Origin of the sequence: Ensifer sp. LC163 (assembly GCF_001695855.1) — a bacterium.
In the GTDB taxonomy this organism is placed as follows: domain Bacteria; phylum Pseudomonadota; class Alphaproteobacteria; order Rhizobiales; family Rhizobiaceae; genus Ensifer.
In genome coordinates, this window is the sequence record NZ_MBSS01000066.1 from 106,699 (window position 1) to 130,578 (window position 23,880).

General features: G+C 63.3%; 21 protein-coding genes and 1 riboswitch. Of the genes, 6 read left to right on the top strand and 15 right to left on the bottom strand.

Annotated elements, in window-relative coordinates; translation table 11 throughout:
• The first annotated feature begins 5 nt into the window (after positions 1-5).
• Complete coding sequence (locus BC360_RS28050) at positions 6-923, top strand: aldose 1-epimerase (RefSeq protein WP_065785737.1); 918 nt, start codon at positions 6-8, stop codon at positions 921-923.
• A 79-nt stretch (positions 924-1,002) separates the two neighbouring features.
• On the opposite strand, the gene BC360_RS28055 is transcribed toward BC360_RS28050, so the two are convergent.
• The gene (locus BC360_RS28055) at positions 1,003-1,614 is read right to left on the bottom strand and encodes a glutathione S-transferase family protein (RefSeq protein WP_065797652.1); all 612 of its coding nucleotides are present in this window, start codon (positions 1,612-1,614) and stop codon (positions 1,003-1,005) included.
• Positions 1,615-1,690: 76 nt separating this feature from the next.
• On the opposite strand from BC360_RS28055, the gene BC360_RS28060 reads away from it, so the two are divergent.
• Positions 1,691-2,407, top strand: a complete 717-nt coding sequence (locus BC360_RS28060) for a helix-turn-helix transcriptional regulator (RefSeq protein ID WP_065797653.1) — start codon at positions 1,691-1,693, stop codon at positions 2,405-2,407.
• Between the two features lie 39 nt (positions 2,408-2,446).
• Here BC360_RS28060 and BC360_RS28065 read toward each other — a convergent pair whose 3' ends face one another.
• The 11 genes from BC360_RS28065 to BC360_RS28115 form a co-directional block, all read right to left on the bottom strand.
• Entirely contained in the window at positions 2,447-3,298 is an 852-nt protein-coding gene (locus BC360_RS28065; protein ID WP_065797654.1) for a cupin domain-containing protein, read from the bottom strand.
• A 35-nt stretch (positions 3,299-3,333) separates the two neighbouring features.
• Positions 3,334-3,900: a TetR/AcrR family transcriptional regulator gene (locus BC360_RS28070; RefSeq protein WP_065785746.1), complete on the bottom strand. Its 567-nt coding sequence runs from the start codon at positions 3,898-3,900 to the stop codon at positions 3,334-3,336.
• Between the two features lie 35 nt (positions 3,901-3,935).
• Positions 3,936-5,021, bottom strand: coding sequence for a Gfo/Idh/MocA family protein (locus tag BC360_RS28075; RefSeq protein ID WP_065797655.1), 1,086 nt, complete (start codon positions 5,019-5,021; stop codon positions 3,936-3,938).
• A 36-nt stretch (positions 5,022-5,057) separates the two neighbouring features.
• Positions 5,058-5,897, bottom strand: coding sequence for a carbohydrate ABC transporter permease (locus BC360_RS28080; RefSeq protein WP_065785749.1), 840 nt, complete (start codon positions 5,895-5,897; stop codon positions 5,058-5,060).
• A 1-nt stretch (position 5,898) separates the two neighbouring features.
• Positions 5,899-6,813, bottom strand: a complete 915-nt coding sequence (locus BC360_RS28085) for a carbohydrate ABC transporter permease (protein ID WP_244512946.1) — start codon at positions 6,811-6,813, stop codon at positions 5,899-5,901.
• A 4-nt stretch (positions 6,814-6,817) separates the two neighbouring features.
• On the bottom strand, positions 6,818-7,891 hold the full coding sequence (locus BC360_RS28090; RefSeq protein WP_065797656.1) for an ABC transporter ATP-binding protein: 1,074 nt from the start codon (positions 7,889-7,891) through the stop codon (positions 6,818-6,820).
• Entirely contained in the window at positions 7,888-8,814 is a 927-nt protein-coding gene (locus tag BC360_RS28095; RefSeq protein ID WP_065797657.1) for an ROK family protein, read from the bottom strand. Before BC360_RS28095 ends, BC360_RS28090 begins: the two co-directional genes overlap by 4 nt.
• Before the next feature lie 11 nt (positions 8,815-8,825).
• Positions 8,826-9,611 carry a 6-phosphogluconolactonase gene (locus tag BC360_RS28100; RefSeq protein ID WP_065797658.1) on the bottom strand — a complete coding sequence of 262 codons (786 nt, stop codon included), beginning with the start codon at positions 9,609-9,611 and terminating at the stop codon, positions 8,826-8,828.
• The gene (locus BC360_RS28105; RefSeq protein WP_161491403.1) at positions 9,608-10,483 is read right to left on the bottom strand and encodes a sugar phosphate isomerase/epimerase family protein; all 876 of its coding nucleotides are present in this window, start codon (positions 10,481-10,483) and stop codon (positions 9,608-9,610) included. The genes BC360_RS28100 and BC360_RS28105 overlap by 4 nt, the downstream gene beginning before the upstream one ends.
• A gap of 139 nt (positions 10,484-10,622) precedes the next feature.
• On the bottom strand, positions 10,623-11,891 hold the full coding sequence (locus tag BC360_RS28110) for an ABC transporter substrate-binding protein (protein ID WP_065785755.1): 1,269 nt from the start codon (positions 11,889-11,891) through the stop codon (positions 10,623-10,625).
• A 356-nt stretch (positions 11,892-12,247) separates the two neighbouring features.
• Positions 12,248-13,573: a dicarboxylate/amino acid:cation symporter gene (locus tag BC360_RS28115; protein WP_065797659.1), complete on the bottom strand. Its 1,326-nt coding sequence runs from the start codon at positions 13,571-13,573 to the stop codon at positions 12,248-12,250.
• A 229-nt stretch (positions 13,574-13,802) separates the two neighbouring features.
• On the opposite strand from BC360_RS28115, the gene BC360_RS28120 reads away from it, so the two are divergent.
• The 3 genes from BC360_RS28120 to thiC all read left to right on the top strand — a co-directional run bounded on the left by BC360_RS28120 (position 13,803) and on the right by thiC (position 19,164).
• Complete coding sequence (locus tag BC360_RS28120; RefSeq protein ID WP_065797660.1) at positions 13,803-15,671, top strand: sensor histidine kinase; 1,869 nt, start codon at positions 13,803-13,805, stop codon at positions 15,669-15,671.
• A 3-nt stretch (positions 15,672-15,674) separates the two neighbouring features.
• Positions 15,675-17,039: a sigma-54-dependent transcriptional regulator gene (locus BC360_RS28125; protein ID WP_065797661.1), complete on the top strand. Its 1,365-nt coding sequence runs from the start codon at positions 15,675-15,677 to the stop codon at positions 17,037-17,039.
• A 75-nt stretch (positions 17,040-17,114) separates the two neighbouring features.
• A riboswitch (TPP riboswitch) is annotated at positions 17,115-17,246 on the top strand.
• A 94-nt stretch (positions 17,247-17,340) separates the two neighbouring features.
• Positions 17,341-19,164, top strand: a complete 1,824-nt coding sequence (gene thiC / locus BC360_RS28130) for a phosphomethylpyrimidine synthase ThiC (RefSeq protein ID WP_065797662.1) — start codon at positions 17,341-17,343, stop codon at positions 19,162-19,164.
• Between the two features lie 217 nt (positions 19,165-19,381).
• Here the strand turns inward: thiC and BC360_RS28135 are convergent, their stop codons facing one another.
• Genes BC360_RS28135 through BC360_RS28145 form a run of 3 tightly spaced genes read right to left on the bottom strand, consistent with a single transcriptional unit; the run spans position 19,382 to position 23,054 of the window.
• A complete protein-coding gene (locus BC360_RS28135; protein ID WP_065797730.1) occupies positions 19,382-20,620 on the bottom strand; it encodes a Zn-dependent hydrolase in 1,239 nt (412 codons plus the stop codon).
• A gap of 44 nt (positions 20,621-20,664) precedes the next feature.
• Positions 20,665-21,846, bottom strand: a complete 1,182-nt coding sequence (locus BC360_RS28140) for a M20 aminoacylase family protein (RefSeq protein ID WP_413813792.1) — start codon at positions 21,844-21,846, stop codon at positions 20,665-20,667.
• Positions 21,846-23,054: a diaminopropionate ammonia-lyase gene (locus tag BC360_RS28145; RefSeq protein ID WP_065797663.1), complete on the bottom strand. Its 1,209-nt coding sequence runs from the start codon at positions 23,052-23,054 to the stop codon at positions 21,846-21,848. Before BC360_RS28145 ends, BC360_RS28140 begins: the two co-directional genes overlap by 1 nt.
• Positions 23,055-23,158: 104 nt before the next feature.
• Here BC360_RS28145 and BC360_RS28150 point away from each other — a divergent pair, with 104 nt between their 5' ends.
• Entirely contained in the window at positions 23,159-23,653 is a 495-nt protein-coding gene (locus tag BC360_RS28150) for an Lrp/AsnC family transcriptional regulator (RefSeq protein WP_065785766.1), read from the top strand.
• Positions 23,654-23,880 lie beyond the last annotated feature (227 nt).

The following is a 23,880-nucleotide window of genomic DNA, read 5'->3' on the forward strand; positions in this document are numbered from 1 at the left end:
GCGCCATGTCTGCGGACGTTCTGCAGCTTGGCAATGGGGAGCTTTCGATCGAATTGAGCCGCTTCGGCGGCTCGATCCTGTCGGGCTCCTATCGCGGCGTGCCGATCTTCCAACCCAGGTCGGCAGGCGGTCTTGCCTCGCAACACCACGGTGCCGAGGCAAGCTTTCCGCTCGTTCCCTTCGGCAACCGGCTAGAGGGCAACAGCTTCAGCATCGCCTGCAATCGCTTCGTCCTCACCGCCAACTCAAGCGACCCCTGTTATCTGCATGGCGACGGCTGGCTGGCGACATGGGAGGCGGTCTCGCACAGCGAAACCGAAGCATGCCTGCGCTATGTGCACGAGGCAGCGGCGCCAAACCCCTATGCCTATGAGGCCGTTCAGCATTTCAGGATTGTCGGCGAGCGCCTCTCCGTCACGCTCTCCGTCACCAACAGATCGCGCCACGCTTTGCCCATGGGCCTCGGTCACCACCCCTTCTTCCCGAAAACCGCCGGCACACGGCTGATCGCGAAGGCCGATCGCTTCTGGACGGAGAGAGCAGGTCACCTGCCCGACCAGCCCGGGCCGATACCGGATGCTCTTGACTTCGAAATGGGCAATCCCATCGCGCCACGATGGTTGAACAATGCCTATGAGGACTGGGACGGCAAGGCCATCATCAAGTGGCCGGAACACGACCTCTGCCTGGAGATCGAAGCGCGGGCGCCCTTCCGTCACTTCATGCTCTATTCGCCTGCGGACGCAGACTTCTTTTGCTTTGAGCCGATGACGCACCTGCCGAACGGCCATCACCTTCCGGGTTTTGGTGGCCTTTCAATCCTTGAGCATGACCAAAGCCTTGTCGGCACAATCACCTTTACCCCGCACCCGATCCCGCCCACGGAACGCGTAGAACCAGAACGGGCCGAGCGCCGAAGTTAAGCCGCCAGTTCAAACAATGAAGCGCCGCGCGTCCTATCTGACGCGCGGCGCTTCATTGTATCTCACACCGATTTCGTGCCTAAGCCGCAGCGAGCGACGACGCATCGAACTCTGCCGCCCACTGGACCGATGGCCGTGCGGCGCAGCGTCCGATCCAGGCCTTGACGGCAGGCACATCGGGCGCTGCTTCCGGAAACCACGCAAATGGCGAATAGAGCAGCAGGTCGGCGGCCGAGAACTGGTCGCCCATCAGATAGGGGCTTGCCGTGAGCGCCGTTTCCAGCTGGCGCGCCATCTCGGCGGATCCGCGGAACGTGGACTGCAGATAGGGATGCGAGAGCCCGGCCGCCTCGACGATCAGCACCGGCTCGACGACACCGGCATACCAGGCGAGCCAGCTCAGATAACGGCCGCGCTTGGGGTCGCCGGGAAGCGGCGCCAGGTTCTTGGCCGGGAAAAGATCGGTCAGATACTGGATGATGGCAATGCTTTCCCAGATGACGACGCCATCGTGCACGAGAAGCGGCACCTTGCCTTCCGGGTGCGGGTTTTTTGGGTCCTTGGCGCCGCTGCCGTCGCCGCGGGTGATGTCGACGATTACGATGTTCACCTCGTCGAGCGCATCCAGTTCGCGGAGCAAGGTGATAATGCGCGACGAGCGGGAGCGCGGGGCGTGATAGAGCGTCAACATTGAAGGGTCCTCGATTGCGGTTTCTGTCTGCGCTCTTTATAAACCGACCGAACTGCCAATTTCCGTCAGTAGGCTCATGGCGCGCAGCGATCGTTTGTTTCGTCTTCTCCAGGCACTTCGCAGCCTGCCGCCGCCGGTGACTGCCGCGCGGCTGGCAGAGGAAACCGGCGTGTCGCTACGCTCGCTCTACCGCGACATCGACAGCCTGCGCACGGCCGGCGCCGTCATCGACGGCGAGCGCGGCTTCGGTTATCGCCTGACCGAGGATATCGCCCTTCCGCCCCAGACCTTCACGCGCCTTGAAATCGAAGCCCTCGTGCTGGGTCTGGCCGAAGTTCGCCACATGGGCGAACCCGAGCTTGCGCGGGCCGCCGACTCGGTGCTTTCGAAGATAACCGCGACCCTGCCCGATCGGTTGCAGCAGCAGACGATCCATGCCGTCTCGCAGGTTCACCGTTTCGAGCAGAGGTCCGCGCCCGATATCGATGTCGGGCTGCTTCGCGAGGCCTGCTGGCAGGAACGGGCAATCGTCATCGACTATGTCGACGCCGAGCGCCGCCACAGCGAAAGGCGTGTCCTGCCGCTTGGGATCGTCTATCTCGAGCATGTCCTGGTGCTGCTCGGCTGGTGTTGTCTCCGTCAGGACTTCCGCAAGTTCCGCATCGACCGCATCGCCGACATGAAGCCGACCGGCGAAAGCTTCCGTCCGCGCCGTGTGGCGATGCTGCGCGAATTCATTGCCCGCATGAACGCGGGCTCAACGGACACGGCGCCGGCCCACCTCAAGGGTTAGAACGGCGCCGCAGGTGCCGCTAACGCGGCAGAAAGGCGTTCAGAAGTCCGGCGCCACGCCGAAGACGAACTCCACCTGCTCGCCCGACATGTTGTAATACTGATGATCGGTGCCGGCCGGAATGTAGAAACCGTCCCGCGGATTGAGCTCGAACCAGGCCTGACCTTCCGCATCCGGGACATGGATGTTCAGCGTTCCGGAAACGACGTAGAGGCATTCGTCGCCCTTGTGGCGTTCGACGCCGGTGCGCTTGCCGGCCAGCAGCGTCGTCTTGCCAACGGTCAACTGGTCGGTGGCGCAGTAGAGGCCGGTAAAGGCGCCTTGTGTCGCCTGATCCAGGCTCCACAGCAGGTCGGCATCGCGCATCGGATGGATCGTACGTCCATCGCGTTGCGCCTGCGCCTCCATCGGCCAGCGTCCGATAAATTCGCTCTGGCTGTAGCGTGACTGCGCAAGCTCGAGATAGGGCTTGGTGCGGGCATAGGGACCGGACGTGCCCTTTGCCGGCGGCGGGGCAAAAAACTCGAGCACACGGACCTGCTCGTTGCCGAGGTTGAAGCCGTGATGCCAGGTATCCTTGCGGAAGAACAACGCCTCGCCCTTCTGCGCGATGCAGAATTCCCCGGTTTCCGGGTTGGCGAGGCCGAGCGTGCCGCTCAGCACATAGAGCACTTCATCGGCGCCGAAGATCGTACGGAAGGCGTCGGTATGCTTGAAGCAGCCGCCGGGCTGCATGCCGAAGACGATCTGATGGATGCTGTCGGTGGATGCGTAGATCCAATCGTCGACGAGGCCGGCATTCTCCTCCCCCCAGAGGTGCCGGGTGACATCAGCATAGGGGATATGGCTGGCGCGGTCGAATACGGGGCGCGGTGAAGGCTTGTAGCCCATCGGTAACTCCTTGGCTGCGGGCACGCGGTTGCGCGCTATTTTGTGGTTGATGGCGCGCGCGTCCGCTCGATCAGGCGGGCAGTGACCTTGCGCTTCATGTCTGGGTCGAGATGCATGACGTTGAAGACCTCCGCCATCCACAGGCCTTCGACGGCAAGGCGGATGATCGTGGCGTCAACCGGATCGAGGCCGTCGCCTTCGACCGCCGCCTGGCAACGGATGTTCTGCTGGCGCACGATCTCCAGCAGATCAGGAAAGTTGGAAAGCGCCGCCGTGATGCTGGCGCCGAGACGGTCATATTGCTCGCCCGTGCTTGCGGCCTCCCCCAATGTCGCGCCGACATAGGCCCTTGTGTACCGGCCGTGCGGATCCTCGTCTTCCTTCTCGATGCCGGCAAGACCGGTCTCGAAGCGGTAGACGAACCGTTCGACCATGGCGCGCACCAGGGCGTCCTTGCTGGCGAAATGATAGAGGATGCCGCCCTTGCTCAGGCCCGTCTGCTCCGCGACCTCGTCGAAGGTCAGCGAGGAAACGCCCTTGCCCACCACGATCGCCTCGGCGGCAGTCAAAATACGGTCCCGTGCGCTTTCACGTTTTGCCATGTCGGTACAATCCAGTGTTGAAAAAATCAGCGCAGCTATATCTGTGAACTCTCCCGCAGGCGATCGACGATCTCGGCCATCAGCGCCAGATCGTTGCGTGAATCGTCGAGCGTGGTTTTCGGCTGCGTGCCTTTGACCAGATGATCGTGGAAGGCACGCAGTTCGAGCGCGAAGGGATCGGTATAGTCTGGACCGAAGACCCGCGTCTCCGTCTCGGTGTCGGTCGAATCGATGACCTCCAGCGAGGTTGGCAGGTTGCGGATATAGGGCGTGTCGTAGCTGACCCGCAGTTGGCGCCGGTCGGACAGGATTTCGATGCGGGCGTCGAAGCGAGCAACGTTGTCGATCAACGCCTCGTAGATTGCGGTGAAATGGCCATAGTCGAAAAGCGCGACAATGGATTCGCCGTTGGCCTTGTGGTGGGCGGCGATCACCCGCTTCGGCAGGCCGATCAGTTCGCGCATCGCCGAAAGGCTGTGCGACGACAGCCCAGTCAGAACCTGGTAGGCGCGCATCAGATCGGCAGGCGCATCGTGACCAACCACCTGCTTGAGAAGCGCCGCGGTCTGCGCGCGGGAATCGGCGAGGAATGCGGCATCGAGATCGGTCGGGTAGAAGATGTTGCGGGTCTGCTTGATGAAGAACGGGCCCTCGCAGATGATGTCGCGCACGCGGACGTAGCGGACCGCTTCCTGCTCCGGCATCATCGCCTTGGCCCTGAGGAAGCTCGGCGAATAGCGGCGCATATAGGCGACGAACAACAGGCGGTCGGTGGCCCTGGCAAGCGGCGCGACCGCGTCGATCTCGCCAAGGGTAAGGCAGGCCGGCTTCTCCAGGAAGACATGTTTGCCCGCTTTCAGCGCCAGTTCGAGATAGAAACTGTGCGTCTGGTCCGGGGTGAGGATGAACACGGCATCGATATCGGGTGCGGCAACCAGCGCTTCGGCCGTTTCGAACGGCCTTGCGCCGGGATAGCGCGCCGAACAATAGGCCGTCAGGCTTGGCGACACGTCATAGACGCCGACGATTTCAAACAGGTTCCGGTGATCCGCCAGGATCGGTAGATGCATGAGCTGGCTGACTTCGCCAAGCCCGATCAAACCAACGCGAACGACACGCATGAAAGCAACCTTTCCGCCTCTGGGTGAGGCAACAATTCAACCCTTGACCGCACCGGCTGTCAGGCCGGAGACGATATGTTTCTGGAAGATGAGAGCGAGGATGACCAATGGAACGGTGACGATCGTCGACGCCGCCATGATCGCGCCATAGGGGAATTCATAGCGGCTGGAGCCCGAGATCAGCGCGATCGCCACCGGCACCGTGCGGTTCTCGTCCGTCAGGATGAAGGTCAGCGCGAACATGAACTCGTTCCACGAGGCGATGAAGGCAAGCAGGCCCGTCGAGATCAGTGCCGGCCCCATCATCGGCAGGAAGATGCAGCGCACAATCCGCAAAGGCGAGCAGCCATCCATGATCGCCGCCTCCTCGATCTGCTTCGGCAGATCGCGCATGAAGGTGGTCAGAACCCAGATGTTGAAAGGCAGCGTGAAGATCATGTAGGCGAAGATCAGCGAGCCGACGGTGTTGTAGAGCCCGAGCCAGCGGATCATCTCGAACAGGCCGGACAAAAGCGCGATCTGCGGAAACATCGAGACCGCGAGCACCAGAAGCATGATCGGCGAACGACCGCGAAAGTCGATCCGGCCGAGCGCATAGGCAGCGGCGATCGCCAGCACGAGCGAAAGGGCCACGACCGAGAAGGCGACGATCAGCGAATTCAAGAGGCTGCGCAGGAAAACGCCGTCCGACAGGATGGCCGCGTAGTTGTTGAATTTCAGGTCCGGGAAGAACGTCACGTCGAAGATCGCCTGGCCCGACTTCAGCGACGACGCGATCATCCAGTAGAACGGAAACAGCGTATAGAGCGCGACGATGCCGAAGAGGCTGTAGATCGCGACCTGATGCAGGCGTTTGCGGGTGTTGCTTCGGACCATGTCAAACTCCCAAAAGGCGGCGATTGAGACGGAAGACGGTGACATAGATCGCGGTAACGACGGCGATCATCAGGAAGACGGCGGTACTGGCGGCGGAGCCCACGCCCATGTCCTGGAAGTTGACGAGGACCTCGCGGGCATAAATCGACACCGTCTTGGTGTCGTCGCTGTTGGACGACAGCACGAAGCTCAAATCGAACATGCGCAGCGCATCGAGCAGGCGGAAGAGCACGGCAACCGCAATGCTCGGCGCCAGCAGCGGCAGCGTCAGCGAGGTGAACTGCTTCCACGCCGGCACGCCGTCGATTGCCGCGACCTCGTAGATGCCGCGCGGCAGCATCTGCAGCCCCGCCAGGATCAGCAGCACCATGAAGGGCGTGGTGATCCAGACATCGACCGCGATGATCACCGGCATGACCAGGGAGGCATTGGCGGTCCAGGCGATGCCACTGTCGATGAAACCTGCCATTTTCAGCACGTGGTTCACGATGCCGAACTGGTCGTGCAGCATCCACTGCCACATGCGGGCGCTGACCACGACCGGGATCGACCAGGGGATGAGAATGATCGCCCGCATGGCGCCGCGCCCGGCGATGTGGGAATTGAGGAGAAGCGCGATCGTCAGCCCGAGAACGGTCTCGATCGACACCGAAATGACGGTGAAATACAGCGTGTTGCGAACCGATTGCCACCACAGCGGATCTTCGAACAGCGCCCGATAATTGTCGAAGCCGATGTAACTGTAGAAGTCCGGCTCCGTTAGCAGCGCGTCGGTGAAGGAAAAGACGAAGGTGCGCCCGAGCGGCCAGAGGGCAACGGCCGTCAACACCAACAGGCTCGGCGCCAGGAACCACCAGGCGGTGCGGGCGCGGGCTTGACGCAAGCCGAGAGATTTCATCAAGACACCTGACACCATTGTCTCAGGCCTCCGCCGCACGAAGCGCCAACTCGTCGGCGCCGAACAGGTGCGCCTTTGACCGCATCCAGCCGACGGTGATGTCGGCATTCGGCCGGAGATCCGGCTTGCCCTGCACCTTCATCACCAGCATCTGGCCATCGCCGACGCGCGCATGGACCAGCGCCTCGCCGCCGAGCGGCTCGACGAGCAGCACCTGTGCCGGGATCTGTACCTCGCCACCGCCAAGGATCAGATCCTCAGGCCGCAGGCCGATGCTGATCTCGCCGTCATAGTCGATACGGTCGAGCGTATGGGTGACGCCCATGACCTCCAGGCGGCTCGCGCCTGTGTCGCGGCGCAGCGTGCCCGGCAGAAAGTTCATGCGCGGTGCGCCGATGAAGCTGGCGACGAATTTGCTTGCCGGCCGTTCGTAGAGCTCCATCGGCGTCCCGACCTGGGCAATCCGGCCGTCCTTCAGGACGACGATGCGATCGGCGAGCGTCATTGCCTCCAGCTGGTCGTGGGTGACGTAGACGGTGGTTGCCTTGAGCTCGCGATGGATACGGGCAATCTCCACCCGCATCTCCATGCGCAGATCCGCATCGAGGTTGGAGAGCGGCTCGTCGAAGAGAAAGAGCTTTTGCGAGCGCACCAGCGCGCGGCCGATGGCGACCCGCTGCTGCTGTCCGCCGGAGAGCTGGGCGGGCCGGCGGTGCAGCAGATGTTCGATCTTGAGGAAGCGCGCCACCTTGCTCACCCGCTCCTTGATTTCGCCTGCCGCAAGCCGCGCCGTCTCCAGCGCGAAGCCGAGATTGCGCTCGACGCTCATGTGCGGATAGAGCGCGTAGGACTGGAACACCATGGCGATGCCGCGCTCTGCCGGCGGCGTTTCGTTCATGCGCTTGCCGCCGATCTGCAGTTCGCCGTCGGAGATTTCCTCGAGCCCGGCAATCATCCGCAGAAGCGTCGACTTGCCGCAGCCCGAAGGGCCGACGAACACCACGAACTCGCCTTCGCCAACCCTCAGGTTGACTTTGTCGATCACGGTCAGCGCACCGAAACGCTTGACGACATCGGTTAGGTCAATTCCGCTCATATGCGCACCGCCTGTTTGCGAGCCATGTTTGCAAGCGCCGCCACGCCGACCGCACAGGCCGTGTCGCCGAGAACGCTTCTGATGATGGGAAGATCCCGGGCGCCGTCGGCCCAGATGAATGGCCGCGCCAGGCTAGCAAGCCGCGCATTGACTGACGGGTCGCTGCCGATGCCGCCGCCGAGAATGAGGATTGCCGGGTCGAGCGTATTGACGAGCTGCCCGAGATAGGAGGCAAGCGACAAAAGCGCGTCACCGACCATCTTGGCCGCTTTCGGATCGCGCGCTTCCGCTTCGAAAAGCTGCAGCGCGGTCGTGCCGGGGCGGTCGAGGAGCTTGCCATAACGCTCGCCGAGCGCCTTGCCGCTGGCGAAAAGCTCGAGATTGTGGCGCACCGGCTGGTCCTGATCTTCGCCGGCAAACGCCACGATGTCGCTGCCGGAAAAATGGATGGCGAAGCCGCGGGCGCCGGCATAGGGCGTGCCGCCGACCACCAGCGAATGCGACAGGCCGGTCGAAATCGTCACATAGACGAAGGGGTCCGCATCGACGCCGGCACCGATCCAGCCTTCGGCGAAAGCCGCGGCACGGACATCGCTGTCGATATGGACAGCGCCGAAACGGCTGAGATGCTGGCGATAGTCGAGATCGCGCCAATCGAAATTCCAGGCCGATGCCGGTTCGCCGGCACCGGTGACCAGTTCAGGCAGGCAAAGGCCGAGGCCTGCGGTCTCAAGCTCGCGCGCCTGGCCTTCGGCTTCCATGGCCTCGGCAAGCACGCCGACCAATTCGAGCACCGCTTGCCCGCCAGCCTGGCAGGGCGTCGCCTCCGTGCGTTCGGTGACGACGGCACCATCGGCCAGGCGCACAAGGCAGGCCTTGGTCTTCGTTCCGCCGACATCGATGCCGATCGCGTGCTGGCTCACAGGCGCACTCCTCATCGACCGGCAGCCGCCGCATCGACGTGCAATTCGGCGGCCCGGCATTCGGATACGATCGTTGCCGGCCATGTGGCGTCGTAGGCCGTGGCAGCGAGCATGCGTTCGCAGGCATGGCGCTTGCCCTCGCCCCAGGCAATCATCGCCACGGATTTCGACAGCTCCACGATCGAGCCGATGCCGATGGTCACGCCGTGCGAGGGCACCTCGTCGATGCCGCGAAAGTCGGGAAAGGTCGCAAGATTGTCGCGCCGGGTCTGCTCGGCAAGCGCCACCACCCGCGTCCGGCTGTCACGCGCCGAACCCGGCGGATTGAACGCGATGTGACCGTCGCCGGCACCGGATGCGAGCAGAAAAAGATCGATGCCGCCGATAGCGGCAATGCGGGCATCGTAGTCGCCGGGATTGCTTGGGTCCGGCATCCAGAAGTTTGCGGGAGGCACGCGAAACGCCTGAGGAAGCGCGGCGTTCAACCGCCCGACGATCTCGCGCTCGCCGAACCCGCGGCAGGAGAAATGCGCCGACGAGGGTGGCGGCGTCAGGCCGTTGTTGGCATCGGTCTGCAGGTATTCGTCCATCATCACGATGACCAGCCGCGAGCAATCGACGGGCTCGACCGCAAGCCGTCGGCCGATCGCCTCATAAACCGGCATGGGACTGCGCCCGCCCGGGCAACCGAGCACATAAGCGCGGCCCTCCGAGCCCCGCGTCCGGATGCCATCGATGATCCGGCCAGCGAGGTGCTCGCCGATCGACAGCGGCGTATCGTGGATTTCGACCTTCATGCTCTTGCCCGCTCAGCGAGAAGCTCGGAAACGAAGCGGAAGTTCCGTTCCGCGATGGTTTCCGGCGCGTCGGGATGGCCGCGCGCCAAATCCTGCTCGACCACGAGCGGGCCGTCGTAGCCGGTCGCCAGCAATTCGGCGACGAAAGCGGCAATGTCGACGACGCCGCGATCGAGGTCGGTCATGATACCCTCTTCGAAGGCGCGATCGCTGTGAATGCCTTCAGCCAGAACCCGTTCGCGGTAGGCACCGTCGACGTTCTTCAGGTGGATTGCGTTGATCCGATCCCGGTGACGCTTGAAGAAGGCGGTCGGATCGGCCTTCCAATAGGCGTGATGACCGGTGTCGAGGCAAAGGCCGACAAGGCCCGGCTCCGTCTCGGCAAGCAGGCGCTCGATCTGCGGCTCAAGCTCGACACATGTTCCGACATGCGGGTGAAAGCTGAACTCCAGCCCGTGCGAGCGGGCGATACGCGCGGCACCCATGGTCTGCTCGACGACGGAGCGCCAGCCCGTCTCATCGACCACCCCCATCTTGTCCTTCGGATAGAACTCGGACTCGTCCATCAGGATGAAATGCGTCGCGCCGATTTCAGACAACAGCCGGCAGATCGCCTGCGTCTTTTCCTCAAGAACCGGCCAGGAGGCGGGATCGGCGAGCGTGTGGACATGGGCGGCCGCGACGACCGACAGGCCGCGACTGCCAAGCTCGGACGAAAGCACCGCGGGATCGGTGGTAAAGAAACCGTATGGCCCGAGTTCGGTGTGCCGGTATCCGGCCGCCTTGATGCGGTCGAGATAATCGGTCCAGCTGATGTCGTTGCCCTCGGGCCAGTAAACGCCCCAGCAGCACGGTGCTATCGCAATGTTCACGGGTGATGTCCTCGATCTCCAGAGCATTTTCAGGAAAAGTGCGAAGCGGTTTTCCGTCAGGAAATGCGTAAAAAACAATGAGCTAGAGCGTTTCTTCGACTTCATTTAAACCGGAAACGCTCTAGAAGATGGGCGGGGCTTACCAGCCCCGCGCCTTCAGACGTTCCAGGTCGCTCGCGACCTTGGCCAGGGCATCGCCCGCACTTTCCTTGCCGCTCAGCACATTGTGCACGCCATTGAAGATCCGCTGGGACACACGGTTGTAGGACGCGCCGGTCACCTGCGATGGACGCGAGGCGCTTTCGGCATAGGCCTTCTCGGCAAATTGCAGCGATGGGTTGGCGGCCAGAATGTCCTTGTCTTCGTAGAGCGCCTTCAGCGTCGGGCTATAGGCCTGAAGCGCGCGGCGCTTCTGTTCCTTGGCGCCGGTCAGGTAGCGGACCAGGCTGACGGCCGCGTCGACGTCGTCGGCATATTTGGACACGCCGAGAAGGCCCGCCCCATAACATCCGCTCGACTTCCCGCCCTCGGCCCCGACCGGCAACGCCATGACGCCGATCTTGCCGCGGAGCGACGATCCGTCGGCCTGCGTCGTGCCCCAGACGTAGCTCCAATTGCGATGGAAGACCGAGTTGCCGGCCTCGAAGACGCCGCGCGAGCCTTCCTCGTCGTAGTTCAACACGCCTTCCGGGCTGATGCCACCGATCCAGGACCGGGCAAGATCGAGCGCTTCAGCGGCCTTCGGATTGTTGGCGGTGATCTCGCCCTCCGGCGAGATGAAGGTTCCGCCGCCGAAGGATGACACCCATTCGAGCGCGTCGCAGGTCAGGCCCTCATAGGCCCGCCCCTGCCAGACATAGCCCCACATATCGGGGCTGCCCGATGCCCGCTCCTTGTCCTGGATGAACTTCGCCGTCTCCGTGAGTTCCTGCCAGGTCTTCGGCTCGGCCCTGCCGTGCTTCTCCAGAAGATCCTTGCGATAGAACATCAGGCCGGCATCGACGAACCACGGCATGGCCAGCAGCTGGCCGTTGATGGTCGCGTCGGCAAGCGACGATTCAAAGTGGCTGGAAACCTCGTCGGCCGGCACCTTCTGCCGGAGATCGACGAGGTGCGAAGCGAGCGTGCCGACCCAGATATTGTCGAGGGTCAGGACATCGACGTCGCCGGATTTTCCGGCGAGCAGCTGCTGGTAGAGCGGCAGCGCCTCACCCCAGTTGGCCGGCATCTTGTTGATCTTGACGGTATTGCCGGTCTCTTTGGCCCAGGCCTCGGAGGCCGACTGGCAGAGTTCAAGCTCGGCGCCGGCCGAGCTGCAGAAAATCGACACTTCGGCCGCAGCCGCCGGAAATGCGGCAAACGCCGCGGTGGCCAAGGCGGCCGCCTTCACGCACTTCGTCCAATGCATTCTCGTCTCCTCCCCAGAAAACGTTTTGCCTCGATCAGCGATGACAAATTACTATACCGTCCAGACGGTACAGTAAAGTGGGGTAAACGAGAAAATCACAACATCCTCGACAAGCCGGCAACAGGCCACCGGCCTATTTGACTTACAGCGCCGCGCGTCTATTTAGACGCGCAAAGGTCGCTGTAACACTTTGAGTTGCTGCATAATTTTGTCCTTAAATCGATTCCGATTTAAGGAATTATGCAGTAGGGCGGCAACGCCACGAGGCGAATCCCCAAAAAGAAAAAGGCGTGGCCCACCGGAAGGTGAACCACGCCTTGCCGCACCAAGATGCGGTCTTGCCCTGGGAGGCAGCTCTATTCGGCCGGCTGAAGGCCCTGAACCGAGCTTTCCGGCAGCACCCGGCCGCCAAGGGTCGTGGCGAGTTGGGTCTCGTCCAGTTCGCCTTCCCACTTTGCCACGACGATGGTCGCGACGGCATTGCCGACAAAGTTGGTCAGCGCCCGGCATTCCGACATGAAACGGTCGATACCGAGGATCAGCGCCATGCCGGCGACCGGTACGGCCGGAACGACCGATAGCGTGGCGGCGAGCGTGATGAAGCCGGCGCCCGTGATACCGGCCGCACCCTTGGAACTCAGCATCGCCACCAGTAGCAGCAACACCTGGTCGCCGAGCGACAACGGAATGTCGGTCGCCTGTGCGATGAAGAGAGCCGCGAGCGTCATGTAGATGTTGGTGCCGTCGAGGTTGAAGGAATAACCGGTCGGGATGACCAGTCCGACGACCGAGCGCTTGCAGCCGGCCTTCTCCATCTTGCTCATCAGGCCCGGAAGCGCAGCTTCCGAGGAGGACGTGCCGAGAACCAAGAGCAGCTCTTCCTTGATGTAGCGGATGAGAGCGACGATCGAGAAGCCGTTGTAGCGGGCGACGGCGCCGAGCACGACGAAGACGAAGAGCAGCGAGGTGACGTAGAAGGTGCCGATCAGCATGGCGAGGTTGGCGATCGATCCGACGCCATACTTGCCGATGGTGAAGGCCATGGCGCCGAAGGCGCCGATCGGCGCGGCCTTCATCAGGATCGCGACCAGCTTGAAGATCGGCAGTGTCAGCGCGTGCAGGAAGTCGACGACAGGCTCCGCCTTCTTGCCGACCATGGCAAGTGCCAGACCAAACAGGACGGAGATGAACAGCACCTGCAGGATGTCACCCTCGGCGAATGCACCGACGAGCGTGGTCGGGATGATGTTCATGAGGAAGCCGGTGATCGACTGCTCATGCGCCTTTTCGCTGTAGGAGGTGACCGCCTTGACGTCGAGTGAGGCGGGATCGATGTGCATGCCGGCGCCCGGCTGCACCACATTGGCCACGATCAGGCCGATGATGAGCGCAAGCGTCGAGAAGGTCAGGAAGTAGATCATCGCCTTGCCGGCGACCCGCCCGACCTTGGCAAGGTCGGTCATGCCGGCGATGCCGGTGGCAACGGTCAGGAAGATGACCGGAGCAATGATCATCTTCACGAGCCGGATGAAGGCATCGCCGAGCGGCTTCAGCTGCGTGCCGATTTCCGGATAGAAATGTCCGAGCAGGATGCCCGCGGCGATCGCCGCCAGAACCTGGACATAGAGATGACGATAGAAAGGTGTCTTGCCGCGCGGTTCCGCGGATTGGTCGATAATCATGATATCCTCCACTCGGCCCAGTCCGGCGTCATGCCGGGCCTCCCGGGCCATATTTCCGAAGCGCGACAGCTCGGGCTGTCATGAGGATGTCATTTGCAATAGGCGTGCCAGATCGCAGCACGGCTCATCAGGCTATTGAAATATCAGCACATTTCAAGAGAACCCGGGTCGGGCACACAAATATTTGAGCGGATATCCGCACAGGTCGTCTGGAAATCTGGGCGGAATAATGCACAATTCCGCCATGTCCATGCCCGCCCCTACCCCCTTCGATCCAGCGGATCTTGACCGGCAGATGCGCCGCGCCTGGCTGATTTTTGCCGCGGTCGCATTGGGGCTGTTGGTAGCGGGGCTCTTTGTCGCCGGCGAATATGGGCGAAACAAGGCGCTCGAATCCGTCGATATCCAAAGCCGCATTGATGCCAATCTCAAGGCTTCGCTGCTGAAGGCGGCGCTGGAGCGACAGCGCGCGCTGCCCCTGGTGCTGGCCGACGACGTCGAGGTGAAAGCCGCGCTCGAGCGAGGTGGCGACCAGCCGTTGCAGCGGCTCAATCAAAAGCTCGAGGCGCTGGCCACCAATACGGATGCGGCGGTGATCTACGCGATCGGCCTCGACGGCCTGGCGGTCGCGGCCAGCAACTGGCGCGAGCCGACTAGCTTCGTCGGCAATGACTACGCCTTCCGCGAATATTTCCGGATGGCGATGCGCGACGGCAAGGCGGAGCATTTCGCCATGGGCACCGTCAGCAAGCGGCCGGGCCTCTACATATCAAGACGTGTCGACGGTCCTGACGGCCCCATCGGTGTCGTGGTCGCAAAACTCGAATTCGACGGTGTCGAGGCCGATTGGCTTGCCTCCGGCAAGCCGGTCTATGTCACCGACCGGCGCGGCATCGTGCTGATCACCAGTTTCCCGTCCTGGCGCTTCATGACGACCCGCAACATCCCCGGAGACCGCCTCGCCGCCATCCGCGACAGCCTGCAGTTCGGCGATGCTTCGCTGCTGCCGCTGCCGTTCCGCGGTATCGAACCGATGAGCGATGGGTCGAGCGTGCTGACAGCACTTCTGCCCGGCAGCAGCGAGAAGCAATACCTCAGGGTCGAGACCATGGTTCCCTCGACCAGTTGGCGGCTGGAGCAATTGGCCCCGCTGGATGCCGCCCTTGGTGCCGCGAGCCGTGAGGCACGGCTGCTGGCGCTCACCGTTCTCGTTCCGCTGCTGGCGCTTGCCGCATTCCTCCTTCGCCGGCGCCAGGCGCTGACGCTGGTCGCGGCGAACGAGCGCGCCGCGCGCGACGAACTGGAGCGACGCGTCACCGAGCGCACGCACGACCTGAGCCTGGCGCGCGATCACCTCGAAACCGAAATCGCCGACCACCGGCGCACCGGCGAAAGGCTTCAGGCGGTGCAGCAGGAACTGGTCCAGGCCAACCGGCTGGCGATCCTTGGCCAGGTGGCAGCCGGCGTCGCCCACGAGATCAACCAGCCGGTCGCGACCATCCGCGCCTATGCCGACAATGCGCGCACCTTCCTCGATCGCGGCCAGCAGGAGACAGCGGTCGAAAACCTCGAAAGCATCGCCGCGCTGACCGAGCGGGTCGGCACCATCACCGACGAGCTGCGCAGTTTTGCGCGCAAGGGACGATTCGTCGCCGAACCGACGTCCGTGCCGGAGGTGATCGAAGGCGCACGAATGCTGCTGCGCAGCCGCTTTGCTGGCCGAATGGACGCGATCGTCATCGATCTGCCGGAGAACGGGCTCAGCGTGCTCGGCAACCGTATCCGGCTTGAACAGGTGCTGATCAATCTGCTGCAGAATGCCCTGGAAGCCCTCGGCGACCGGGCAGACGCGGAGATCCGCGTGCGGTGCGAGATCGGCGCCTCCGACACTGTTTTCCTTGTTGTCGCCGACAATGGCCCGGGCATCCGGCCCGATATCCTCGAGGATCTGTTCACCCCGTTCAACACGTCCAAGGATGAGGGCCTCGGTCTCGGCCTTGCCATCTCCAAGGAAATCGTCGTCGACTATGGCGGCGACATCGAGGTCAAGACCGGCCCCGACGGTACCGTCTTCACCGTTCGCTTGAAGAGGGCCTGAGCGATGCAACAATCCGTATGCCTCGTCGACGACGACAGCGAGCTCAGGAAGGCGATGAAGCAGACGCTGGAGCTTGCCGGCCTCACCGTCTCCGCCTTTCCCGGCGCGGCGGAAGCGCTCATACTCCTCGGCCCGGGCTTCGACGGCATCGTCATCAGCGATATCCGCATGCCGGGGATCGATGGCCTGACACTCTTTCGCCGCATCGCCGATTTCGACCCCGACCTGCCGGTCATTCTGGTGACCGGGCACGGCGATATTCCGATGGCCGTTCAGGCCATGCAGGACGGCGTCTACGACTTCATTCCGAAACCTTTTGCCGCCGACCGTCTTGTGCAGAGCGCGCGCCGCGCCCTGGAAAAGCGCCGGCTGGTGATGGAAAACCGTGCCCTGAAGCGTGCAGCGGAAGTCGCCGGCGAAAGCCTGCCGCTGATTGGCCAGACGCCGGTCATGGAACGGCTGCGCCAGACCTTGCAGCATATCGCCGACACCGACGTGGATGTGCTCGTTGCCGGCGAAACCGGCAGCGGCAAGGAGGTGGTGGCGACGCTGCTGCACAATTGGAGCCGGCGCCGCGACGGCAACTTCGTGGCGCTCAACTGCGGCGCACTGCCGGAAACGGTGATCGAAAGCGAGCTTTTCGGCCACGAGCAGGGCGCCTTTACCGGCGCCTTGAAGAAGCGCATCGGCCGTATCGAGCATGCAAGTGGCGGCACGCTTTTCCTCGATGAAATCGAAGCGATGCCGCCGGCAACGCAGGTCAAGATGCTGCGTGTTCTCGAAGCCCGCGAAATCACGCCGCTCGGCACCAATGTCGTGCGACCGGTGGATATCCGCGTGATCGCCGCCGCCAAGATCGACCTTGGTGACCCGGCCCAGCGGGGCGACTTTCGCGAGGATCTCTATTTCCGGCTGAACGTCGTCACCCTGTCGATCCCGCCGCTGCGCGAACGCCGGGACGACATCCCGCTTCTCTTTTCGCATTTCCTGACGCGCGCGGGCGAGCGGTTCAAGCGCGACGTGCCGACGGTTTCGCCCGCGGTGCACCACTATCTGATGTCCCATTCCTGGCCCGGCAATGTGCGCGAACTCTCGCATTTCGCCGAGCGCGTCGCCCTTGGCGTCGAAGGGGCGCTCGGACAGCCGACCGCCGCCGCTGCGCCAACCGGTGCCGCCCTGCCCGAACGGCTCGAGCGCTACGAGGCAGAAATTCTGAAAGAAGCGCTGCGGGCGCAGCGCGGCGACGTCAAGGCGACGATCGAGGCGCTGGGCATTCCGCGCAAGACCTTCTACGACAAGCTGCAGCGGCACGGCATCAACCGGGCGGATTATGCCGATCGCCCGTCAGTCGAAAAGCCGGGCCGCTAGTAAGCGATCAACAGGCCTGACACGCGACCTTCGGATTAGCGCTTGACTGCGCATCCGGATCGATGGCTATCTCTAGGCATTCACCAGGGGGGTCCCGTCAAGGGGCTGAGATACTGCTGGGCGGATCGGCTTTGCCGACCGAGGCGCAGTGACCCGTTGAACCTGATCCAGTTCATACTGGCGTAGGGACGGTGCAGACATCGACGCCACGATTCCGTCAATCGCGCGGAAATCCGGGCGGACCTGTCTTTTCCTTCCGGCTTCAGAACTGGGTCTCCAACCGCAAACTTGGAGCCTCATCATGAATATTGTCACCAAACCCGCAGACCTCTCGGTCACCAAAGGCCCGCTTCCCGCCTCGAAGAAGGTCTACAAACCAGGCACGATCCATCCTGATATCCGTGTGCCGATGCGCGAAATCGCCCTGCACCCCACGTCGGGCGAGCCGCCGGTCACGGTCTATGATGCCTCCGGGCCCTATACCCTTGAAGACGCCAACATCCGCATCGAGGAAGGGCTGCCACGGCCGCGCCGCAACTGGATCATCGCACGTGGCGATGTCGAAGCCTATGACGGGCGCAGCGTCCGGCCGGAAGACAACGGCTTTGCCTCCGGAGACCGGCTGACGCCCACGTTCCCCTTGCGCCACACGCCCTTGCGCGCCACCGGCCAGCGCGCCGTGACGCAGCTTGCCTATGCACGGGCCGGCATCATCACGCCCGAGATGGAGTTCGTCGCCATCCGCGAAAACCTCGGCCGCGACGCCGCGCGCGCCACGCAGCGCGACGGCGAAAGTTTCGGCGCCCATATTCCCGATCACGTCACGCCCGAATTCGTCCGCCAGGAAATCGCCAGCGGCCGCGCCGTCCTGCCCGCCAACATCAACCATCCGGAATGCGAACCGATGATCATCGGCCGGAACTTCCTGGTGAAGATCAATGCCAATATCGGCAACTCCGCCGTCACCTCTTCGATGGCCGAGGAAGTGGAAAAGATGGTCTGGGCAACCCGTTGGGGCGCAGACACGGTCATGGACCTTTCGACCGGCCGCAACATCCACAACATCCGCGAATGGATCATCCGCAACTCACCGGTGCCGATCGGCACCGTGCCGCTCTACCAGGCGCTCGAAAAGGTCAACGGCATCGCCGAGGACCTGACCTGGGAGGTCTATCGCGACACGCTGATCGAACAGGCGGAACAGGGCGTCGACTACTTCACAATCCATGCCGGTGTCCGGCTTCACTATATCCCGCTGACGGTCGACCGGGTCACGGGCATCGTCTCGCGCGGCGGCTCGATCATGGCCAAGTGGTGCCTGCACCATCACAAGGAGAGCTTTCTCTACGAGCACTTCGAAGAGATCTGCGATATCTGCCGTGCCTACGACGTCTCGTTTTCGCTCGGTGACGGCCTGCGCCCGGGCTCGATCGCCGATGCCAACGACGCCGCCCAATTTGCCGAACTGGAAACGCTGGGCGAGTTGACGAAGATCGCCTGGGCCAAGGATTGCCAGGTGATGATCGAGGGGCCGGGCCACGTGCCGATGCACAAGATCAAGGAAAACATGGACAAGCAGCTCGCCGTCTGTGGCGAGGCGCCGTTCTATACGCTTGGGCCCCTGACGACCGACATCGCGCCCGGCTACGACCACATCACGTCGGGCATAGGTGCTGCGATGATCGGCTGGTTCGGCACGGCCATGCTCTGCTACGTGACGCCGAAGGAGCACCTGGGCCTGCCGGATCGCAACGACGTCAAGACCGGGGTCATCACCTACAAGATCGCAGCCCACGCAGCTGATCTCGCCAAGGGACACCCGGCGGCCCGCACCCGGGACGACGCCCTGTCGCGCGCCCGTTTCGAGTTCCGCTGGGAGGACCAGTTTAACCTGTCGCTCGACCCGGAGACCGCGCGCTCCTTCCACGACGAGACTTTGCCGAAGGAGGCGCACAAGGTCGCGCATTTCTGCTCGATGTGCGGGCCGAAATTCTGCTCGATGCGGATCTCGCACGACATCCGCGCCGAGGCGCAGAAGGAAGGTCTGCAGGCGATGGCAGCCAAGTATCGCGACGGCGGCGATCTCTATCTGCCGGTCGGCGACGACGCCGTAGTGCAGCGATAAAGACCACGCCAGAAGGGGCGGCAAACCGCCCCTTCTGGCGTAGGATTTCGGCTCTGTATTAACTGAAGGCCCCCCTCTCCCTCCGTCATGCTCGGGCTTGACCCGAGCATCCACGTCTGGGGCCGCAACTTTTCGACACGCGGCCGCAAAGATGGCGGCTGGATGCTCGGGTCAAGCCCGAGCATGACGGTGGAGAGGATGCCTCTATTCCGGCGCTCTAGCGGCTACCTACAAGCCGCGTAGCAACATCGAGCAGAACATTGGCTCCTGCGACGAGGTCGGCCGGATCCGTATGTTCGCGCGGATTGTGGCTGATCCCGTTACGGCTCGGAACGAAGATCATCGCCGCCGGCGCGATGCGCGCGATCATCTGGGCGTCGTGGCCGGCGCCGGAGGTCATCCGCCGGCTCCTCAACCCACGGGCCGTCGCCGAAACTTCGATCGCCTCGACGATCGCGCTGTCGAAGATGACCGGCTCGAACCGGGCGAGACGCTCGACAGATATCTTCACATGCTCCTCCTGCTCAAGGCGGCGGAGAAAGTCGGAAAGCGCCGCCTCAAGCATCCGCAGGCGATCCTCGTCCGGGTCGCGCAGGTCGACGGTAAAGACCGCACGCGAAGGAATGACGTTGATCGCGTTCGGCTCGAAGCGCATGGTCCCGATCGTCGCCACGCTCGGCGCGTTCGAGCGCGCGATGTGCTCGCGCAGGAACAGGCCGACACGCGCGGCCGCAAGGCCGGCATCGCAGCGCATCGCCATCGGCGTCGTGCCGGCATGATTGGCAACCCCGTCGATCGTGACGCGCTGCCAGGAGATGCCCTGCAGGTTTTCGACGGCGCCGATCGTTGTCGCCTCGCGCTCCAACACCGGTCCCTGCTCAATGTGCAGTTCGACATAGGCATGGGGTTTCAAGGAGCCGGGCTCGACGCTGCCGGCGTAGCCGATGCGCACGAGTTCCGATCCGAGCGTCGTGCCATCAGTCCCGAGGGTCGCAAGGGCCGCCTCAACCGCAAGACCGCCGACATGGACCAGCGACCCCAGCATATCGGGTGCGTAGCGGACGCCCTCTTCGTTGGTAAAGGCCGCCACAACGATCGGGCGTTCCGATATAGACCCCTGCTCCTTCAGGGTCTCGATGACTTCAAGCGCGGCAAGCACGCCGTAGCAGCCATCGTAGATGCCGGCATTGATCACCGTGTCGATATGGGAACCGAGTATAAGCGGTAGTTGCTCGGCGTTATCCCGATTGGACCAGATGCCGAAAATGTTGCCGATGCGGTCGACAGCGACATCCAGCCCCGCCGCCTCGATCCAGCCGACCAGACGGTCCCGCCCCAGCTTTTCCGCGTCGGACGCTGCAAGCCGTGTCAACTGGCCCCGATCGTCGCGCCCGATCGCACCGAGTTCGCCGATGCGCGCGAGCAGGCGCTCGGCATTGATGGAAGGATGAGACATGACGGCGTCGCCTTCGATTGTGCTGATACGGGGCATCATGACAGTCATAACCCGGCATCCGGCGCGGCCAGTCGCTGCCGGGCAATTTCGGCGTGGAACCGGGCACCGAAGATCAAGGCGTCGTCATTGAAGTCGTAATGCGGATTGTGCAGCGGCGCGGATCCTTGGCCGTTGCCGATAAAGACAAAGCAGCCCGGCACATGCGCGAGAAACCGCGCAAAATCCTCCGAGCCGGTCATCGGCTCGGCGGCAACAGCGACATTCTCCGCCCCGAACACCACGCCGGCCGCAGCGAATGCCTGATCAACGAGAGCCGGATCGTTGAGCAATGGCACGAATTCGCGCGTATAACTCACATCGACCTCGCAGCCATAGGCATCCGCCGTCCCCTTGGCGATGGTGCGCATCTGCTGCTCGATCCTGGCGCTCACCTCGGGTCGAAAGCTGCGGGCATCGCCGAGAATGCGTGCCAGACCGGGCAAGGCGTTGCGCGTGCCGTCCGTGACCAATTCGGTCACGGAGACAACGGCGATATCCGTCGGCGACAGGCGTCGCGAGACGATCGTCTGCAGACTGACGACCGTGGCACAGGCAGCGACCAGCGTCTCATTCCCCCAATGGGGGCGGGCGGCATGGCCGCCGACGCCTCTGAGCGTGATCTCGAAATTGTCCTCAGCCGACATGATGGCGCCCACACGTGTCTCGAACTTTCCGACCGGCAGGCCCGGCATATTGTGCAGGCCATAGATTTCGTCGAAGGGAAAGCGCTCCAGCAGGCCATCGGCAAGCATGGCAAGAGCGCCCTTGCCCCATTCCTCAGCAGGCTGGAAAACAAAGCGCACCGTCCCATCGAAGCCGCCCTCCTCGGCCAGCAGCTTCGCCGCGCCGAGCAGCATTGCCGTATGGCCGTCATGGCCGCAGGCATGCATCGTACCGGGCTGGGTGGAGCAATAGGAAGCCGTGCCCTGTTCCGCAATGCGCAACGCGTCCATGTCGGCCCGCAGCGCTATGGCGTGGTTTCCCGTTCCACGCCGCAGCGTGCCGACCACCCCGGTGCCACCGATGCCTTCGGTGACCTCGTCCAGGCCGAACTCCCGCAGCTTGGCGGAAACAAAGGCGGCCGTTCGTTTCTCTTCAAAGCCGAATTCCGGATGGGCATGCAGGTCATGACGCCACGCCCTCATCTCCGCTACAAGCTTGTCGACATCCGTGCTTGCCATCCGCATCACACCCTTTCCGTGTTCAAAGCCCCGGCGACTTGCGCGGGTGCGAGACCAACCAGTTCTTCGTAGCGTTCAGGATCCGTGGCGCCTTCCGTATTGATCACAAGGATCCGCGAATTGGCGTCAAGGCCGAGGGCAGCACGCTTGTTCGGATCTCCGGCGACTGCGACAAGGCCGGCCAGACCGACGCCGCCGCTTTCGCCCGCAATGATTGCCGGATCGCCGCCCGTCGGGCGGGCGAGGCGATTCATGATCGAAACGGCGTCCTCCTCGTCGACGGTCATGAAGGCGTCGGCGACCCGCGACAGGATGCGCCAGGCGACAAGCGAAGGCTCGTAACATTCGAGCATCGCCATGACGGTCGGCTCGCCATGCGCCACTTTCACCGGCCGCCCGACCTTTGCGGTTTCGAGCAGGCAGGCCGCCCGGGCCGGCTCGACGACGACGAAGCGTGGCCGGTCGCGGCCGTAGCGCAGCGCCATATGGCCAGCCGTTGCGGCGGCGATGCCGCCGACGCCGGCCTGGACAAAGACATGGGTTGGCGGCGCACCGACCTCCCGCAGGGCCTCGCACAGGAGTGCCGTATAGCCCTGCATGACCAGGCCGGGAATATATTCGTATCCCGGCCAGGACGTGTCCGAGACAACCGTCCAGCCGCGCTCTGCACAGACCTTCGCCGCAAACTCGACCGAGTCGTCATAGGTTCCTTCGACCCGGACGATCTCGGCGCTGTAATGCGCGATCGCCTCTATGCGTTTCTGGCTGACGCCGGAATGTACGAAGATCACCGACTTCGCCCCGACGAGCTGTGCCCCCATTGCCACCGATCGACCATGATTGCCGTCCGTGGCGCAGCCGAACGTCATCTCGCGGGCGACCGCACGAACGTCCGGGCGCGCGAGATCGTCGATGTCGACGTCAAGGCCGGTCTGCTTTCGAGCCTCGTCGAGCACCAGCCGGATCACCGCATAGGATCCGCCAAGCGCCTTGAAGCTGCCGAGCCCGAGCCGATGGCCCTCGTCCTTGACGAAGATCGCGCCGACCCCAAGCTCGCCCGCAAGCGCCGGCAAGGAATGAAGCGGCGTCGGCCGGTGGTCGTCGCGGCGGGAAAGCTGACGCTCGACCTCGGCAGCCGCCGTTATCGAAAGTATCTCGGCATCTTCCGGCAGCAGCGACGATCCGAAATCGGCATGGTGGTTGCGAATGAGCATGTCGGCAATCTCCCTGTTCGATGAAGTTATATTTCACTGCACGAGAGAAATGCGCTCTAAATGGCGACTTCGAATGCAAGTTTGTAAACAATGACGAGGAGACGATGGCCGCTTCAAAGACCGCACCGGCAGAGCTCGATCGCTTCGATCTGGCAATCCTTTCAATCCTGCAGAAGGACAACACGACGCCGCAGCGGCAGATCGGTGAGGCCGTCAACCTGTCCGCCCCGGCCGTGCAACGGCGGATCAAGCGCATGGAAGAAACCGGCGTCATCCGCAGCAATGTGGCGGTGATCGACCCGGCCCGCGTCAACCAGGCCCTGACGATCCTTGTCGAAGTGGAGGTGGAAAGCGAGCAGATCGACCTGCTCGACGCCGCCAAGGCGGCGTTTTCGGCCGCTCCCGAGGTACAGCAATGCTACTACGTCACGGGCGATGTGGACTTCATGCTGGTCGTGATCGTGCCGACGATGGGCGATTACGAGGCCTTCACTCGGCGCATGTTCTTCGGCAACCCCAACATCCGGCGCTTTAGAACCTTCGTGACCATGGATCGCGTCAAGGTCGGCCTTTCCGTGCCGGTGGAGAGGCCGCGTTGAACACTATTGCCGGCCGGCAAGCGCCTTCTTCTCCGCGTCAGCCTCCAATGGAGCACGGCACCGATCGATGTCAGATAGGCGTCGACGGTTTCAAGCGACGAGGCCGGCGCGAAACCTTCGCCGCTTTCCGGCATCACGATAGCCAGTTGCGTCCGCCAACCTCCGGCATTCCGGCAGGCGAACGGCCCCGGCACGCCGCTCGTCCTCGGAATGAGCCGCCAAATCAC

Bases quoted from the DNA above. Each gene is read 5' to 3' on its own strand.
- BC360_RS28050 (WP_065785737.1), top strand. From the start codon at position 6: ATGTCTGCGGACGTTCTGCAGCTTGGCAATGGGGAGCTTTCGATCGAA.
- BC360_RS28055 (WP_065797652.1), bottom strand. From the start codon at position 1,614: ATGTTGACGCTCTATCACGCCCCGCGCTCCCGCTCGTCGCGCATTATC.
- BC360_RS28060 (WP_065797653.1), top strand. From the start codon at position 1,691: ATGGCGCGCAGCGATCGTTTGTTTCGTCTTCTCCAGGCACTTCGCAGC.
- BC360_RS28065 (WP_065797654.1), bottom strand. From the start codon at position 3,298: ATGGGCTACAAGCCTTCACCGCGCCCCGTATTCGACCGCGCCAGCCAT.
- BC360_RS28070 (WP_065785746.1), bottom strand. From the start codon at position 3,900: ATGGCAAAACGTGAAAGCGCACGGGACCGTATTTTGACTGCCGCCGAG.
- BC360_RS28075 (WP_065797655.1), bottom strand. From the start codon at position 5,021: ATGCGTGTCGTTCGCGTTGGTTTGATCGGGCTTGGCGAAGTCAGCCAG.
- BC360_RS28080 (WP_065785749.1), bottom strand. From the start codon at position 5,897: ATGGTCCGAAGCAACACCCGCAAACGCCTGCATCAGGTCGCGATCTAC.
- BC360_RS28085 (WP_244512946.1), bottom strand. From the start codon at position 6,813: ATGGTGTCAGGTGTCTTGATGAAATCTCTCGGCTTGCGTCAAGCCCGC.
- BC360_RS28090 (WP_065797656.1), bottom strand. From the start codon at position 7,891: ATGAGCGGAATTGACCTAACCGATGTCGTCAAGCGTTTCGGTGCGCTG.
- BC360_RS28100 (WP_065797658.1), bottom strand. From the start codon at position 9,611: ATGAAGGTCGAAATCCACGATACGCCGCTGTCGATCGGCGAGCACCTC.
- BC360_RS28110 (WP_065785755.1), bottom strand. From the start codon at position 11,891: ATGCATTGGACGAAGTGCGTGAAGGCGGCCGCCTTGGCCACCGCGGCG.
- BC360_RS28115 (WP_065797659.1), bottom strand. From the start codon at position 13,573: ATGATTATCGACCAATCCGCGGAACCGCGCGGCAAGACACCTTTCTAT.
- BC360_RS28120 (WP_065797660.1), top strand. From the start codon at position 13,803: ATGCACAATTCCGCCATGTCCATGCCCGCCCCTACCCCCTTCGATCCA.
- BC360_RS28125 (WP_065797661.1), top strand. From the start codon at position 15,675: ATGCAACAATCCGTATGCCTCGTCGACGACGACAGCGAGCTCAGGAAG.
- thiC (WP_065797662.1), top strand. From the start codon at position 17,341: ATGAATATTGTCACCAAACCCGCAGACCTCTCGGTCACCAAAGGCCCG.
- BC360_RS28135 (WP_065797730.1), bottom strand. From the start codon at position 20,620: ATGTCTCATCCTTCCATCAATGCCGAGCGCCTGCTCGCGCGCATCGGC.
- BC360_RS28140 (WP_413813792.1), bottom strand. From the start codon at position 21,846: ATGCGGATGGCAAGCACGGATGTCGACAAGCTTGTAGCGGAGATGAGG.
- BC360_RS28145 (WP_065797663.1), bottom strand. From the start codon at position 23,054: ATGCTCATTCGCAACCACCATGCCGATTTCGGATCGTCGCTGCTGCCG.
- BC360_RS28150 (WP_065785766.1), top strand. From the start codon at position 23,159: ATGGCCGCTTCAAAGACCGCACCGGCAGAGCTCGATCGCTTCGATCTG.